We start from the raw sequence: 16,250 nt of genomic DNA, 5'->3' as shown, positions 1-16,250 counted from the left end.
GAAATCATTGACACGACCAGGTAGTTTTGATACTTTATTAGTAGAATTAGCACTCGGGGTAAATGAGTGCTAACAGGGGTGATGAACTTGTTAACAGATCGCCAATTGCTTATTCTTCAGGTTATTGTTGATGAATTCATCCGATCCGCACAGCCGGTCGGTTCCCGGAGTTTGTCAAAGAAAGGGACTATTTCATTCAGTTCCGCGACAATCCGGAATGAAATGGCGGATCTTGAGGAACTTGGGTATATAGAAAAGACCCATACGTCATCCGGCAGGATCCCCTCGGAAAAAGGTTACCGGTATTATGTCGATCATCTGCTATCTCCCGAAAAAGTCGACCAGAGGGATTTGACCAAAATCAAGTCGATTTTTGCCGAGCGGATTTTCGAATTTGAAAAAATCATCCAGCGGTCCGCCATGATTTTGTCAGAAATGACAAGTTACACCTCCATTATGCTCGGGCCCGCGGTTGAGGAGAACCGGCTGAGAAAAATTCAAATCGTCCCTTTGAACAAGGAAACAGCGATTGCAATCATTGTCACTGATACTGGCCATGTAGAAAACAAGATGATGCAGCTCCCGGCTTCGCATGATGCGGGTGACCTTGAAAAGATGGTTAATATCCTGAATGAGCGGCTTGCGGGTGTTCCACTCCTTGATTTACGGGATAAACTGTATAAGGAAGTGGCGGTTCTGCTTCGCCAGCATATTAATGACTATGATATGATGCTCCATTTGATTTCCGACGCGCTGAAAATGCCTGTCAGCGAAAAATTGTTTTTCGGAGGCAAAACCAATATCCTCAGCCAGCCGGAATTTAATGATATTTCAAAAATACGCAGCCTCCTTTCGATGATTGAGCAGGAACAGCCTGTTTATGAATTGATTAAAAACAGCCCGGCTGGGATTACGATCAGGATAGGCCGTGAAAATGATAACCAGGCGATGGAAAACTGCAGCCTGATAACTGCCACTTATACAATGGGTGATGAAAATCTCGGAAGCATTGGGGTTCTTGGCCCTACGAGGATGGAATATTCACGGGTCGTTGGCCTTTTGAAAATCATCAGCCGGGATTTGTCAACCGTTCTTACAAAGCTGTATCAAACGAAATAGCCTTGGAAATATTGAGTAGGGGCGGATGCCTTATCCCGCCCTTTTTAATGGCCTTTTTCCGAAACGTGCAGCTTTTATTTTGGATATTGAAGACTGTTCCTTTAAGGGAGGTGAGCAAATTGACAGAAGAAAACAAGACTGATTTTACCCAGCCAGAAGATTTGGACCAGAAAGAGACTGAGGCTGGAAATGAAGAAACTGCTGCCGAGCGCACTGAAGCTTCAGAAGGCACTGGCCTTTCGAATGAAAAATGTGCTGAGCTTGAAAAGAAGCTGGAGGAAGCTGAAAACCGCTACTTCAGGCTGCAGGCTGATTTCGATAATTACCGGCGCAGGGTTAAAATTGACACCGAAGCTGCCGAAAAATACAGGGCTCAGAGCCTGATTTCAGATATTCTTCCAACCCTGGACAATTTTGAACGGGCATTGAGCCTGGAAGTTGAGGGTGAACAAGCATCATCACTGAAGCAAGGGATGGAATTGGTTTACCGTGGCTTGCTGGATGCGCTGAAAAAGGAAGGACTTCAGGCAATCGAGGCTACCGGCCAACCGTTTGACCCTAATTTCCACCAGGCGGTAATGCAAGTGGAAGACGATGCTTATGAGTCAAATACAGTGGTTGAAGAGTTTCAAAAAGGGTATTTGCTAAAGGATAAGGTAATTCGTTATTCAATGGTAAAAGTGAACCAATAAAATTACCTTTCTACATATTTGGAATTGGAGGAAAAGGATTATGAGCAAAATCATTGGAATCGACCTTGGTACGACCAACTCCTGTGTGGCCGTACTTGAAGGGGGAGAACCTAAAGTAATCCCAAACCCGGAAGGCAACCGCACAACACCATCCGTCGTTGCCTTTAAAAATGGCGAGCGCCAAATTGGGGAAGTGGCCAAGCGTCAGGCTGTTACGAACGCGAACACAATCATGTCGATTAAAAGGCATATGGGCACAAGCCATACAGAGGAAATTGAAGGCAAAAAATACACGCCTCAGGAAGTTTCCGCAATCCTGCTTCAATACCTGAAGTCCTATGCGGAAGACTACCTTGGGGAAGAAGTTACAAAAGCAGTTATTACCGTACCTGCATACTTTAATGATGCGGAGCGCCAGGCAACGAAGGATGCCGGACGGATCGCAGGCCTGGAAGTAGAAAGGATTATCAACGAGCCAACAGCAGCAGCGCTTGCTTATGGCCTTGATAAAACGGAAGAAGACCAAACAATCCTCGTTTACGATCTTGGAGGCGGTACATTTGACGTATCCATCCTTGAACTTGGCGATGGTGTGTTTGAAGTAAAAGCTACTGCTGGTGATAACCGCCTTGGCGGCGATGATTTCGACCAGGCTGTTATTGACTATCTGGTTGACCAGTTCAGGAAAGAAAACGGAATCGACCTTTCACAGGATAAAATGGCGGTTCAGCGTTTGAAGGATGCAGCGGAAAAAGCAAAGAAAGATCTTTCCGGTGTTACTTCAACGCAAATCTCATTGCCATTTATTACTGCTGGCGCAGCCGGCCCCCTTCACCTTGATGTTACATTGACAAGAGCGAAGTTCGATGAATTGACTGCTGATCTTGTTGAACGCACAATGGGGCCAACCCGCCAGGCATTAAGCGATGCAGGAATGTCTGCTTCCGAAATCGACAAGGTTATCCTCGTTGGCGGATCAACTAGGATCCCTGCCGTTCAGGAAGCTATTAAACGCGCGACTGGCAAAGAGCCTCACCGCGGAGTCAACCCTGACGAAGTAGTTGCAATGGGTGCCGCAATCCAGGGAGGCGTCATTTCCGGAGACGTGAAGGATATCGTGCTTCTCGACGTTACCCCACTGTCACTTGGAATTGAAACAATGGGCGGCGTATTCACGAAGCTGATTGAAAGGAATACGACAATTCCTACATCTAAATCACAGATTTTCTCTACTGCCGCTGACAACCAGACCGCAGTTGATATCCATGTCCTTCAAGGGGAACGCCCAATGGCTGCGCACAACAAGACACTTGGACGTTTCCAACTGACCGATATTCCGCCGGCTCCACGTGGAATCCCTCAAATTGAAGTAACTTTTGATATTGACAAGAACGGAATTGTAAATGTCCGCGCGAAAGACCTTGGAACGAACAAGGAACAGCAGATTACGATCAAGTCCTCAACCGGCCTGAGCGATGAAGAAATCGAGCGCATGGTTAAGGAAGCTGAATTGAATGCAGAAGCAGACAAGAAGGCAAAAGAGGAAGTTGATCTTCGCAATGAAGCTGACCAGCTCGTGTTCCAAACGGAAAAGACATTGAAAGATCTTGAAGGCAAGGTAGACGCTTCCGAAGTGGCAAAGGCAACTGAAGCGAAAGATGCCCTAAAGGCTGCAATCGAGAAAAACGACCTCGATGAAATGCGCGCGAAGAAAGACGCGTTGCAGGAAATCGTCCAGAACCTTTCCGTCAAACTTTACGAAGAAGCAGCGAAGCAGGCGCAAGCCCAGCAAGGACAGAATGCCGGTCCTGGTAGCGCCGGCCCGAAAGACGACAATGTCGTTGACGCCGAATTCGAAGAAATCAAAGACGACAAGTAAGAAAAGCGGAGGTGGTCAGGGGCTACAGGCTTAAGACCCCGAGCCCCTAGCCGCCGCAGCTGGACAGAGAAAAGCGGAAGTAGCCGGTTAGCGCCGTATGGGCTGGAGGGCTCCGAACGAGATAAAGGAAACACAGTGAACGCAGTGAACCGATGTTGACTTATCGTAAGGAGGAGACCGAAGTACACTAGGCGCTGGCTGCCGCAGCTGGACAGAGAAAAGCGGAAGCGGCCGGTTAGCGCCGGCTGCCAGACAATAGAAAAGCAAGGGTCTCGTTATGAGTTCCTTTTTACATTGAAAAAGTCAAAGTCACGTTATCCGGCTTTGACTTTTTCTGTGGATTGCCTGGAACGGGCAAGCATCTTTATATTGTTTAACACCCAGGCGAATGCTACAATTATTTTTATGTGAGATTTTCGGGAGTGGTTAGATGAGCAAAAGGGACTATTATGAAGTACTTGGAGTCGGGAAGGGTGCCTCCAAGGATGAAATCAAAAAGGCATACCGGAAGCTTTCCAAGCAGCTGCATCCTGATGTAAACAAGGAACCGAATGCCGATGAAAAATTTAAAGAAGTGAAAGAGGCATATGAAACGCTCAGCGACGACCAAAAGCGCGCCCACTACGACCAATTCGGGCATACTGACCCGAACCAAGGTTTTGGCGGTTTCGGTGGTGGCGGCGATTTTGGCGGCGGCTTTGGCGGCGGCTTTGGCGGTTTTGAAGATATATTTAATACTTTTTTTGGCGGCGGGGCAGCCAGGAGGCGCGACCCAAATGCGCCAAGGCAGGGCGCGGACCTTCAATATACAATGACCGTTTCATTTGAGGAAGCCGCGTTCGGAAAAGAGACAGACATTGAAATCCCGCGTGACGAAACATGTGGAACATGCCACGGCTCGGGCGCGAAACCAGGGACTCAGCCTGAAACGTGCAGCCATTGCCATGGAACGGGCCAGCTGAATGTCGAACAAAACACCCCATTCGGCCGTATCGTTAACCGCAGGGTTTGTACTTACTGTAATGGAACCGGAAAAGAGATTAAGCAAAAGTGTGCAACCTGCGGCGGAGAAGGAAAAGTGAGGAAGAGAAAGAAAATCCATGTGAAAATCCCGGCAGGAATTGATGACGGGCAACAGCTGAGGATGGCTGGCCAGGGAGAAGCTGGGGCCAATGGCGGCCCTCCTGGGGATTTGTACGTTGTTTTCCATGTTAGGCCGCATGAATTTTTCGAACGGGATGGTGACGATGTCTACTGTGAAATGCCATTGACATTTGTCCAGGCATCGCTCGGGGATGAAATTGAAGTTCCGACCCTTCATGGGAAAGTTAAACTTAAAATACCGGCTGGTACGCAATCGGGAACCAAATTCCGCCTGCGCGGAAAAGGAATCCCGAACGTCAGAGGCTATGGTACAGGCGACCAGCATGTGATTATCCGGATTATCACGCCTACGAAATTGACGGACAAACAAAAGCAGCTGCTCCGCGAATTTGCGGAAATTAGCGGGAATGCGCCGCTTGGCGAGCATGAAGAAAGTTTTTTTTCAAAAGTAAAACGCGCCTTTAAAGGCGATTGAGAGTGGGGCAGGCAAGATGAAATGGTCTGAAATCAGCATCCATACGGCGAATGAAGCAGTTGAACCGATTTCCCATATCCTCCATGAAGCAGGGGCTAGCGGGGTTGTTATTGAGGACCCTTTTGAGCTTATTAAAGAGCGGGAAGACCAATTCGGGGAAATTTATCAGCTCGATCCGAATGATTATCCGGAGGAAGGCGTTATCGTTAAGGCGTACCTGCCGGTGAACAGCTTTTTGGGTGAAACGGTCGACGCCATCAAGGAATCAATCAATAATCTGATTATCCACGATATTGATATCGGTCTGAACAAAGTCACGATTTCCGAAGTAAACGAGGAAGAATGGGCAACAGCCTGGAAAAAGTACTACAATCCAGTGAAAATTTCAGAGCGGTTCACGGTAGTCCCAACGTGGGAGGAATATACCCCGGTAAATAGTGATGAATTGATTATTGAACTAGACCCGGGCATGGCTTTTGGTACAGGAACCCATCCTACAACGGTCATGTGCATCCAGGCGCTCGAACGGACTGTAAAGCCGGGTGATGACGTAATCGATGTGGGCACAGGCTCCGGCGTTCTAAGCATAGCAGCGGCATTGCTTGGTGGCTCCGATATAAGGGCGTATGATCTCGACGAAGTGGCCGTTAAGTCAGCAAGGCTGAATATTAAGCTGAATAAGGTCCAGGACAAGGTATTGGTTGCCCAGAACAACTTGCTTGAAAGGATACAAGATCGTTCAGCTGATGTCGTTGTCGCCAATATTCTTGCCGAAGTCATTTTACGGTTTACAGAAGACGTGGCCCGCGTCCTGAAACCTGGCGGCACCTTCATCGCTTCAGGAATCATCCAAGCCAAAAAGGATTTGGTAAAGGATGCACTCATTAACGAAGGCTTTTCAATAGTGGAAACAATTTTAATGGAAGACTGGGTTGCGATAATCGCCCAAAAGAAATGATTTTCCGCATGAGGTATCCGCTTTTTTAAGCGGATGCCTTTTTTGTGAAGTGTGAAGTAAATTCGGAAGCTGTACGGGACGTAGTTTTTAATTCAGAAAGAGAACATGTGAACCATCGGAAATGGAGTCCAGAGATAGTTGAATGTAAATTGGGGTAATAGTGGTATCTGAGTCCAAAGAAGCCCGATTTTTTGACAGCTAGTAGAGTATTCGTAACTTCCGTGTCCAAATAAGGCGGGGATTCGGACACCAAATAGAGTCTTTGCAACTTCCATGTCCAAATAAACCAGGGATCCAGAAAGCAAACTAAATTTTCATGGGATTCTAGTCCAAAGCCCCCTTTTCAAAAATTCAACACGATCATTCACCTTGCTCTTTACGACATTCGCCCCGTTTATTAGTTCATTCGCCACATTTTACAAGCCATTCGCATTTATCTAAATTTTCATACAATTAAAACACCAGTAAACATGCAAAATCAAGTGACTTTATTAGTAACTTTTAGTAAAATAGAAATATTGCTTACAGAGGGGTGCTCCACATGCAGCGCTATTTTGTTGAAAAATTGGAAGATGGCCGGTTCATTCTGGAAGGGGATGACCGTTTCCACATCGTGAAGGTGATGCGAATGGGAATTGGTGATCACATCATCTGTGTTAACCCCGGGGCAAGGAGCGCTGTATGCGAAATTGCAGAAATTACCGGTGAAACGGTAGCCGCGGACGTTGTAAAATGGAATGATGGAACTACCGAGCTGCCTATCCAAGTGGCGATTGCCAGCGGGCTTCCGAAAGGGGACAAACTGGAATGGATTATTCAAAAGGGCACCGAAATGGGCGCCCACAAGTTCATCCCATTTGCCGCCGCGCGTTCCGTCGTTAAACTGGACGAAAAAAAATCAGGCAAGAAGGCTGAACGTTGGCAGAAAATTGCCAAGGAAGCGGCCGAGCAGTCACATCGCAATGTATTGCCTGAAGTTATGGCGCCGATTGATTTTCGCGCTCTGCTTTTGGAGTCCAATAACTATGATGCAAAGCTCGTCGCCTATGAAGAAGAAAGCAGGGCCGGAGAAACTTCCGCATTCTCTGGAACACTTGCGAATATTAAGCCGGGAGATTCCTTGCTGATTGTTTTTGGTCCGGAGGGAGGGCTTTCTGAAGGGGAAGTTGACCAACTCAAGGGCCATGGTTTTCAGCTTTGTGGTCTGGGACCAAGAATTTTAAGGACAGAAACCGCCCCGCTCTATGCGCTGGCGGCGATATCCTATCATTTAGAATTAATGAGGTGAGTTTACATGCCTACAGTCGCGTTTCATACTCTTGGATGCAAGGTGAACCACTATGAAACTGAAGCAATTTGGCAATTGTTCAAACAGGAAGGCTACGATCGTGTTGAATTCGAGTCTTCTTCTGATGTATATATAATCAATACGTGCACGGTCACGAATACAGGCGACAAAAAAAGCCGCCAAGTTATCCGCAGGGCGATACGCAAAAACCCGGATGCCGTTATTTGCGTTACCGGCTGCTACGCCCAAACGTCACCAGCTGAAATCATTGCAATCCCGGGTGTGGACATTGTTGTCGGGACTCAGGATCGCGTGAAGATGCTCGACTATATCGCCCAGTACAAGCAAGAGCGCCAGCCGATCAACGGCGTCCGCAATATTATGAAAAACCGGGTGTATGAGGAGCTGGATGTTCCCGCATTTACAGACAGGACACGCGCATCCCTGAAAATCCAGGAAGGCTGCAACAACTTCTGCACCTTCTGTATCATTCCGTGGGCCCGCGGCCTCATGAGGTCACGTGATCCGAAAGAGGTTATCCGCCAGGCACAGCAGCTAGTCGACGCCGGCTACAAGGAAATCGTCCTTACAGGCATCCATACCGGCGGCTACGGCGAAGACTTGAAGGATTATAACTTGGCAGCCCTGCTCCGGGATCTTGAAGCAGAAGTTAAAGGGCTGAAACGCCTTCGCATTTCATCCATTGAAGCGAGCCAAATTACCGATGAAGTTATCCAGGTCATCAATGATTCGGAGCTTGTTGTCCGCCACCTGCATATACCGCTGCAATCCGGGTCTGATACCGTCTTGAAAAGAATGCGCCGGAAGTATACGATGGAATTTTTCGGCGAACGGCTTGACCGCTTGAAGGAAGCACTTCCTGGCCTTGCCGTTACATCCGACGTCATAGTCGGTTTTCCGGGTGAAACGGAAGAAGAGTTCATGGAAACATACAATTTCGTCAAGGCTCATAAATTTTCCGAGCTTCATGTCTTCCCATACTCCAAGCGCACAGGCACCCCTGCCGCGAGGATGGAAGACCAGGTTGATGAAGAAGTGAAAAATGAGCGCGTCCATCGCCTGATTGCCCTTTCCGATCAGCTTGCCAAGGAATATGCGTCCCAGTTTGAAGGAGAAGTGCTTGAAGTGATTCCGGAAGAGGAATTCAAGGATGGCGGCCAAACGGGCTTGTATGTCGGCTATACAGACAATTACCTGAAGGTTGTTTTCCCGGCATCCGAGGAAATGGTCGGAAAGATTGTAAAAGTGAAAATTGCCAAAGCCGGATATCCTTATAATGAAGGCCAGTTTGTCCGCGTAATGGACAACGAAGAAGCCTCCGTTAAGGAAGCGATTGGATAACACAGCAAAGGCTGCCCCGTGAATGATGGGGCAGCTTTTCTTTTTGGGAAAAATGGGCCATCGTACGAAGTTTTCAAAGGGAACACATAATCTCTACTTTAAAAAAATGCCATCGTACGAAGTTTTCAAAAATAATCACTACTTTTTAAAAATCCTAAAGCACGATATTGCCTGGAGAAATCATGAACCCATCTTTTTTAAAATCCTCAACAACCGAGAATCCATAAATCATCTTTTATTTCCTTCAACACTATTTAGCATGGAAATACATAATCATTCTCCCGAACCTCTCCGCGAATGGAAGCGCCAGCAGCGAAGTCGCAACATTGAAAATGACGCTGATGTGGGCCAGCTGGACATCGGGTGATTTGGCTATGGCCGGCCCCAGATTCCCAAGTGCAGGAATAAGAGGGATGAACAGCAGGACGCCTATGACATTCAGCCAGACATGGGCAAATGCAGCCAGCCTTGCTTCCTCGCCGCCTCCGATTGCCGCAATAAGGGCAGTTATGCATGTCCCGATATTGGCCCCAAGCATGACGGCGATTCCCGCCTCGAGCCCAAGGACGCCTGAAGTAAGGAAGCCCATTGCAATTCCTGTCATGGCCGTACTGGACTGGATAATGGCGGTCATGCATGCCCCGGCCGCTATCCCGACAAGTATATGCTCGTTTAATGACAATAGGAGCTTATGGACGGCCTCTACGGACGCCAGGGGCAGCGATAGAGCCTCGAACCCTTTCATAGCGGTGAAGACGGACGCAATGCCCAGGAGGACCATCCCGGAGCTTCTCCAAACGACCTTCCTCGCAAAAATTAAAATGGCACCGGCAACTGCGATTGGGATTAGGATCTTACCTAAATCAAATGTAATTAATTCTGTCTTGAACGTAGTCCCGATGTTTGTCCCCAAAATAATCCCGATTGATTGGGGGAAGGTAAGGATTCTGGCGGAAATCAATCCTATCGCCAATACCATAACAGTCGAGCTGCTTTGAAGGATTGCTGTGATTAATGTGCCGGTGGCCATACCTTTAAATGGGGTGCTCGTTAATTTTTGGAGCAGCCGCTTCAGCCGGTTCCCGGATATATTGAACATCCCAATCCTGATAATGGTCATCCCCATAATAAACAGCCCAATGCACAAACCAAATAAAACAATGTATTTCACGGCATCCACTCCCTTTACCAGTCTATGGCCTGTCCCGGGAGAGAATGATTCTTTTTTCTAAAACAAACGGATGGGTAGGCATTAGGAAGGCTGCTGCAGCCTTGCAATTGTACATAGAAAAAATATTTTTCTTTTCCGAAGGGGCCTGGCGCAGGTGCTTTCACTTTACTGATAGCCTTCCGTACTTATATTTTCGGGATTATTTTAAAAAAGTTGGACAAACATCCCCATCCCGTGCGTAAATTCAGTTGACCTCAGTAATAGGTTGTATTATAATGGCAAAGTACATGGTTTTCCATGTGTTTGATGTGAGTGTGTTGTGTTCGGAGGGAGGGAAAGAGAATGTCTAAAACCGTCGTTCGTAAAAACGAATCGCTTGAAGATGCTCTTCGTCGCTTCAAACGTACAGTTTCTAAAACTGGTACATTGCAAGAAGCTAGAAAGCGCGAATTCTACGAAAAACCAAGTGTCAAGCGTAAGAAGAAGTCAGAAGCAGCCAGAAAGCGTAAGTTTTAAGAGAGGGTGGACCTATGAGTCTTCTCGAGCGTTTAAACAATGACATGAAACAAGCAATGAAATCAAAAGACAAAGACAAGCTTACCGTCATTCGGATGATCAAGTCCTCCATGCAGAATGAAGCCATTAAGCATGGACGGGAATTGACCGAGGAGGAAGAGCTGACTGTCCTTTCACGCGAAATGAAACAACGGAAAGACTCCCTTCATGAATTTGATAAAGCAGGTCGTCCTGACCTTGTTGAAAAACTGCGCCAGGAACTTTCAATTGTGGAACTTTACATGCCCCAGCAGCTTTCCGAAAAGGAGCTAGAGGAAATTGTCAAGGAAACAATCGTGGAAACCGGTGCCAGTTCCAAAGCGGATATGGGAAAAGTGATGGCTGCCATTATGCCAAAAGTCAAAGGCAAGGCAGACGGATCACTTGTTAATAAACTTGTGCAACAACACCTTTCATAATTCAACTGACATCAATGGCCGCAGGCGTAAGCCTGCGGTTTTACTATGACCTGGAAAAGTGGAGCGCTTCCAAAATTTATTTTGCTTGCCTGAAACTTTCAGGCATATGAGACGTACATAATAGAACAGGGATTTTGGGAGGAGGATTGAGATGACCGCATTTATAACAGATCCTATTGTTGTCACGGTGTTATTGTGCATTGCGGGGATGGCTATGGTCCTGGAATTGTTTTCACCAAGAATAGGGCTGCCGGGGCTTGTCGGGCTATCCGCGTTGTTGCTGTTTTTTTATGGCCACTTTATGGCCGGGCTGGCGGGGTTTGGTACGCTCGCCCTTTTTATCGCAGGCATAATCCTGATTTTTCTTGAATTTTTCCTTCCGGGCGCAGTAGCTGGAACGCTTGGGATTGCGGCGCTTGTGGGAAGTTTGTTCATGGCGGGGGAAAACACGTTTCAGATGGGTGTTTCACTGCTAATCTCGTTAACGTTTTCAATTGTCTTATTCTTTTTGCTTATCAAAGTGTTCCATAAGAAAATGACCCTGTTTAATTCAATGGTCCTGTTTGACACTGCGCGCAAAGAAGATGGCTATGTTTCAAACGTAAACAGGACCGACCTGATGGGCAGGGAAGGAATTGCACAAACCGTGCTCCGGCCAGCCGGCACCGCCATTTTCGGCAGTGAGCGCGTCGACGTGGTGACGGAAGGATCCTTCATTGGGCAAAATGCAAGGGTGAAGGTAATTGAAGTTGAAGGTCCCCGTGTTGTGGTAAGGGAGATAAAGTAAAGCCGCTAGAAACATAAAGAGGCAAGCTTTATCACTAATATAGATAAAGATTGAAGGAGGCTGAACCATTTTGACGAATGAAGCTGTTTTTATCATTGCGATTGTAGTAGTTGGAATGATTTTATTAGGGATCTTGTTATCTTTTGTCCCGGTCATGCTATGGATTTCCGCGCTTGCGGCTGGGGTAAGGGTGAGTATCTTCACCTTAATTGGGATGAGGTTGCGCCGCGTAACGCCGCACAGGGTCATCAACCCACTGATCAAGGCGCATAAAGCAGGACTTAATGTTACGACGAACCAGCTTGAAAGCCACTATTTGGCCGGGGGGAACGTAGACAGGGTCGTAAACGCGCTTATCGCCGCGCACAGGGCGAATATCGAGTTGTCGTTTGAACGGAGCGCCGCGATTGACCTGGCCGGCCGTGATGTACTAGAAGCGGTCCAAATGAGTGTTAACCCAAAAGTTATTGAAACGCCTTTCATCGCCGGGGTTGCGATGAACGGAATCGAAGTGAAGGCAAAGGCGCGAATTACCGTGCGCGCCAACATTGACCGCCTTGTCGGTGGGGCCGGAGAAGAAACGGTTGTTGCCCGTGTTGGCGAGGGAGTCGTTTCCACAATCGGTTCTTCCGAAAACCATAGCAAGGTTCTCGAAAATCCAGACCTGATCTCCCAGACGGTGCTAGCAAAAGGGCTTGACGCCGGGACCGCATTCGAAATCCTGTCAATCGATATCGCGGATGTGGACATCGGCAAAAACATCGGTGCGGAACTTCAAACCGAACAAGCCGAGGCGGATAAGAAAATTGCCCAGGCAAAGGCTGAGGAGCGCCGCGCGATGGCGGTTGCGAGCGAGCAGGAAATGAGGGCCAAGGTTGAAGAAATGAGGGCGAAAGTTGTCCAGGCGGAAGCTGAAGTGCCGCTTGCGATGGCAGAAGCTTTGAAATCCGGCAACATTGGCGTTATGGATTACTTTAATTTCAAGAATATCAATGCTGATACCGACATGAGAGATTCGATTGGCAAAATGGGCAAGGATCACAAAGATGGCCAGTAACAGCCTGGAACTGCTGAAGGCAGGGAAGGAGGCCCAAATTGGAAAAGCTTTTTGAAAATCCAATCCTATTGTTTGCATTAATCGCCATTGTTTCTTCGATGTTTTCCAAAATAAAAGGAAAACCTGAAGCCAAAAACAAGCGTCCCGGCAGGCTGCCCGAGCTGGCTAGGGAGCTGCAGGATATGGCAGGCGAAGTCGCGAGGCAAAACGAGCGGGGAAGCGGCAGGCGGCCCGTAAGACGCGAGGAGCCCCAGGTACAGGCGCGAACTGACAAGGCCGAAGCTGTGCGGGAGGCGGTCAATTCTGTTCCCGCTTTGGCGGCAGCCATGGAAAAGAGAGAAGAAACCAAAAGGCCCGTGCTTCAGGATGCGGGCAAAGGCAGGGATGGGCAGGATATCGCCATAGAGCCGGTAACGGAAAAAAATCTCGCGGATGCGGTAGTCTGGGCAGAAATCCTCGGCCCGCCAAGATCAAAAAAGCCTTATTATAAGCGATAGCCGCTATATCTATTTAAACAGGGATTCCAGCAGCGGTAGAAGCCTTGCAACGCGCGTTCTCGCGTGCATTAAGGGTTTGATGGCCCGTTGGTCAACCCGGGGGCTACCCATCTTACGGGAAACAGGCTCCCTGATGGAAGATTCGCTTTAAAGCTTGGATAGAAAAACAGGTGCTAGAACTTTCTTTCATTTCATAAATATATGAAATGAAAGGAGGTTCTTTTTTTATGGCGAAAAAATGGGGCCAGCGCCTCCGAAAATGGGTAGCGGCAAAGATGGATCTTCCTCAGGATGTCATGATGGATTTGCCAAGGATTACAATGATTGGCCAAATCCACATATATGTCGAGAACCATCGTGGGCTGCTTGCCTTCACAGACAGGGAATTAAGGCTGCTGCTGAAGAAGGGGCAGCTTTTAATAAAAGGAAAAGCATTTGTCATTAAAACAATCTTGCCTGAAGAAATTTTGCTTGAAGGGAAAATTGACCAGGTTATTTATATTCAGGAAGATTCCGGGGGGCCAAAATGAAAAACCAATGGGTAGAATTTTTAACGGGCAAAGTGACGGTCAAGCTTACTGGAAGGGGAATCGAGCGATTTCTGAATGTGCTGGCAAAGAACGGGATCCAAATATGGAATGCAAGGAGAATTTCCCCGGATGCAGTCCATTTCACGATGCGCCTTGGCGATGCATTGCGGATCCGCAGTTTTGCGAGGGGCAGTGAATGCAAAGTATCTTTCATAAGGAGGAAGGGCGCGCCGTTCCTTTTGAAAAGGCTTCTGAAGAACAGCGGATTCTTAATAGGCGCTTTTCTTTTTTTCGTAGTTGTCATGTTGTTATCCAATATTGTTTGGGGTATAGAAATAAAAGGGGCAAAGCCCGCTACCGAATATAAGATTCGCCAGGAACTGGACAAGCTTGGGGTAAAGAGAGGGAAGGCGATGTTTTTCCTCGATAGCGTTGAAACAATCCAGAAAGAGCTGACGAATCGGGTTGAAGCCATTACCTGGGTAGGGGTTGAACTCCGTGGCACCACCTTCCATTTTCGCGTTGTCGAGAAAAAACAGCCCGAGTCGCCGAAAATCATCGGGCCGAGGCACCTGATTGCCAAAAAGGAAGCGGTGATAACGAACTATTTTATCGAAAAAGGCCAAAAGCTTTTTGAAGTAAGTGACCGTGTCGTGCCCGGGCAGCTCCTCGTATCCGGGCTCATCGGAAGGGAAGGCGCATATGAAGCGGTAGCCGCAAAGGGTGAAGTTTGGGGTGAAGCATTGTACAGGGGTGAAATTGAACTTCCCCTGTCCGCTACATTTCAGGTGTTTAATGGCAGGGAACAGCAAAAGCATTTCCTGCGCGCGGGCAGCTTTCAATTTCCTATCTGGGGTTTTGGGAAAATTAACTTCAAGAATTACGAGACGGAAACATCCGCCGCACGAATGAAACTATTCAAATGGGAAATTCCTATTGCATATGTTAACAAGACGATGCGGGAACGCGAAGAAGTAACGAGAATTTACTCTAGAGATGAAGCGGTCAAAAGGGCTTCCGACCTGGCAAGGGCCGATATAAAAAAGCATATTGATGAAGATGCTATGATAAAAGGTGAAAAAATTTTGCACAGCTCGATTGCGAATGGTAAAGTTAAGCTGTCAATTCTTTATACAGTTGTAGAAAATATTGCGATAGGACAACCCATTATCCAAGGAGACTCATGAATGACAGAAAATTCAAGAATGATCCAACTTCAGCTTGAAAATCCAAATGAGGCAGTTACGCTTTTTGGAAATTCGGATTCAAACCTTAAAATTTTGGAACAGGAACTTCAAGTCTCGGTCATTTCCAGAGGCGAGGCCGTCCATGTGGCGGGGCTTTCGGAGAACGCGGAATTGGCCGCTTCAGTGCTTGACAAGCTCGTGCATGTCATCCGCAAAGGCATTGGCATCGGCCCGCGCGATGTTCTCTATGCCATTGAGCTTGCGAGGAAGGGAACGCTTGATTACTTCGAGAATTTATTCGAAGAGGAAATCGCCAGAAACGCACGCGGGAAATCAATTCGGGTGAAGACGATCGGGCAGGGATATTATATCAATGCCATGAAAAAGAATGATATGGTATTTGGAATTGGGCCTGCCGGTACCGGAAAAACCTACCTGGCTGTCGTCATGGCGGTGGCGGCCCTGAAAAACGGAACTGTGAACAAAATCATCTTGACCAGGCCTGCTGTCGAAGCGGGGGAAAGCTTGGGCTTTTTGCCGGGGGACCTGAAGGAAAAGGTTGATCCATACTTGAGGCCGCTTTACGACGCCCTTCACGATGTTCTTGGGATGGAACATACCGTGAGGCTAATTGAACGGGGGACGATTGAAATTGCCCCGCTTGCCTATATGAGGGGAAGGACACTGGATGAAGCGTTCGTCATCCTGGACGAAGCCCAAAACACTACGCATGCCCAGATGAAAATGTTCCTTACCCGCCTTGGGTTCGGTTCAAAAATGGTCATTACCGGCGACAAAACCCAGGTTGACCTTCCGAAAGGCGCCAAGTCCGGTTTATTCTCGGCCGAAGAAATCCTTGACGGAGTCAGGGGAATCGCTTTTGTCCGCCTTGAACAAAGCGATGTTGTCCGGCATCCGCTTGTAGGTCGGATTATAGAGGCTTATGGCAAAGTCGAATGACTAGCTGCTCCTTTAGGGGCAGCTTTTCCAATTTCCCGCCTTTTCCGGTAATCGATGCGGGCTACTTACCTTCCCATTTCCCTTTCATTTTGGAAATATAAGTGAAACTTGCTGAAAAACCTGTTATGATTTTGAAAAGGGAAGCGGTGCCTGAAAGAAGGATTCACAAGAGAAAAAGAGGGATGGGCCGCGCTTTTGGGAAAGGGGAAC

The 16,250-nt window shown here is 47.7% G+C and carries 16 protein-coding genes; 15 read left to right on the top strand and 1 reads right to left on the bottom strand.

Features of this window, described 5'->3' with window-relative positions; translation table 11 throughout:
• The first annotated feature begins 87 nt into the window (after nucleotides 1–87).
• The 7 genes from hrcA (at nucleotide 88) to mtaB (ending at nucleotide 8,877) form a co-directional block, all read left to right on the top strand.
• Nucleotides 88–1,119: a heat-inducible transcriptional repressor HrcA gene (hrcA, locus tag ADU24_RS13865; RefSeq protein ID WP_053367192.1), complete on the top strand. Its 1,032-nt coding sequence runs from the start codon at nucleotides 88–90 to the stop codon at nucleotides 1,117–1,119.
• 47 nt (nucleotides 1,120–1,166) lie between these two features.
• Nucleotides 1,167–1,811 (top strand): nucleotide exchange factor GrpE, encoded by a 645-nt coding sequence (gene grpE / locus ADU24_RS13860; protein WP_082306918.1) that lies wholly within the window; start codon nucleotides 1,167–1,169, stop codon nucleotides 1,809–1,811.
• Nucleotides 1,812–1,851: 40 nt separating this feature from the next.
• Complete coding sequence (gene dnaK / locus ADU24_RS13855; protein ID WP_053367190.1) at nucleotides 1,852–3,690, top strand: molecular chaperone DnaK; 1,839 nt, start codon at nucleotides 1,852–1,854, stop codon at nucleotides 3,688–3,690.
• Between the two features lie 430 nt (nucleotides 3,691–4,120).
• Nucleotides 4,121–5,269 carry a molecular chaperone DnaJ gene (gene dnaJ, locus ADU24_RS13850; protein WP_053367189.1) on the top strand — a complete coding sequence of 383 codons (1,149 nt, stop codon included), beginning with the start codon at nucleotides 4,121–4,123 and terminating at the stop codon, nucleotides 5,267–5,269.
• A 16-nt stretch (nucleotides 5,270–5,285) separates the two neighbouring features.
• Nucleotides 5,286–6,227 carry a 50S ribosomal protein L11 methyltransferase gene (gene prmA, locus ADU24_RS13845; protein WP_053367188.1) on the top strand — a complete coding sequence of 314 codons (942 nt, stop codon included), beginning with the start codon at nucleotides 5,286–5,288 and terminating at the stop codon, nucleotides 6,225–6,227.
• A gap of 541 nt (nucleotides 6,228–6,768) precedes the next feature.
• Nucleotides 6,769–7,515 (top strand): 16S rRNA (uracil(1498)-N(3))-methyltransferase, encoded by a 747-nt coding sequence (locus tag ADU24_RS13840; protein ID WP_053367187.1) that lies wholly within the window; start codon nucleotides 6,769–6,771, stop codon nucleotides 7,513–7,515.
• Between the two features lie 6 nt (nucleotides 7,516–7,521).
• Nucleotides 7,522–8,877: a tRNA (N(6)-L-threonylcarbamoyladenosine(37)-C(2))-methylthiotransferase MtaB gene (gene mtaB, locus ADU24_RS13835; RefSeq protein WP_053367186.1), complete on the top strand. Its 1,356-nt coding sequence runs from the start codon at nucleotides 7,522–7,524 to the stop codon at nucleotides 8,875–8,877.
• A gap of 250 nt (nucleotides 8,878–9,127) precedes the next feature.
• Here the strand turns inward: mtaB and ADU24_RS13830 are convergent, their stop codons facing one another.
• Entirely contained in the window at nucleotides 9,128–10,048 is a 921-nt protein-coding gene (locus tag ADU24_RS13830; RefSeq protein WP_082306917.1) for a Na/Pi symporter, read from the bottom strand.
• Between the two features lie 342 nt (nucleotides 10,049–10,390).
• Between ADU24_RS13830 and rpsU the strand changes: the two genes are divergently transcribed.
• The 8 genes from rpsU (at nucleotide 10,391) to ADU24_RS13790 (ending at nucleotide 16,040) form a co-directional block, all read left to right on the top strand.
• On the top strand, nucleotides 10,391–10,564 hold the full coding sequence (gene rpsU, locus ADU24_RS13825; protein WP_007087607.1) for a 30S ribosomal protein S21: 174 nt from the start codon (nucleotides 10,391–10,393) through the stop codon (nucleotides 10,562–10,564).
• A 14-nt stretch (nucleotides 10,565–10,578) separates the two neighbouring features.
• On the top strand, nucleotides 10,579–11,022 hold the full coding sequence (locus ADU24_RS13820; RefSeq protein ID WP_053367185.1) for a GatB/YqeY domain-containing protein: 444 nt from the start codon (nucleotides 10,579–10,581) through the stop codon (nucleotides 11,020–11,022).
• A gap of 151 nt (nucleotides 11,023–11,173) precedes the next feature.
• Nucleotides 11,174–11,809 carry an NfeD family protein gene (locus tag ADU24_RS13815; protein ID WP_053367184.1) on the top strand — a complete coding sequence of 212 codons (636 nt, stop codon included), beginning with the start codon at nucleotides 11,174–11,176 and terminating at the stop codon, nucleotides 11,807–11,809.
• A 70-nt stretch (nucleotides 11,810–11,879) separates the two neighbouring features.
• On the top strand, nucleotides 11,880–12,866 hold the full coding sequence (floA, locus tag ADU24_RS13810; protein ID WP_269432239.1) for a flotillin-like protein FloA: 987 nt from the start codon (nucleotides 11,880–11,882) through the stop codon (nucleotides 12,864–12,866).
• A 38-nt stretch (nucleotides 12,867–12,904) separates the two neighbouring features.
• On the top strand, nucleotides 12,905–13,363 hold the full coding sequence (locus ADU24_RS13805) for a hypothetical protein (protein WP_053367183.1): 459 nt from the start codon (nucleotides 12,905–12,907) through the stop codon (nucleotides 13,361–13,363).
• Nucleotides 13,364–13,590: 227 nt separating this feature from the next.
• Entirely contained in the window at nucleotides 13,591–13,893 is a 303-nt protein-coding gene (yqfC, locus tag ADU24_RS13800; protein ID WP_053367182.1) for a sporulation protein YqfC, read from the top strand.
• Entirely contained in the window at nucleotides 13,890–15,080 is a 1,191-nt protein-coding gene (gene yqfD, locus ADU24_RS13795) for a sporulation protein YqfD (RefSeq protein ID WP_053367181.1), read from the top strand. The genes yqfC and yqfD overlap by 4 nt, the downstream gene beginning before the upstream one ends.
• The gene (locus tag ADU24_RS13790) at nucleotides 15,081–16,040 is read left to right on the top strand and encodes a PhoH family protein (RefSeq protein WP_053367180.1); all 960 of its coding nucleotides are present in this window, start codon (nucleotides 15,081–15,083) and stop codon (nucleotides 16,038–16,040) included. It abuts the gene before it with no gap.
• The last annotated feature ends 210 nt before the right edge of the window (nucleotides 16,041–16,250 follow it).

The sequence above is a fragment of the Bacillus sp. FJAT-27245 genome (assembly GCF_001273955.1).
GTDB lineage: Bacteria > Bacillota > Bacilli > Bacillales > Cytobacillaceae > Bacillus_D.
The sequence above is the reverse complement of the archived record's forward strand: the minus strand, read 5'-3'. Positions and strand labels throughout refer to the sequence as shown.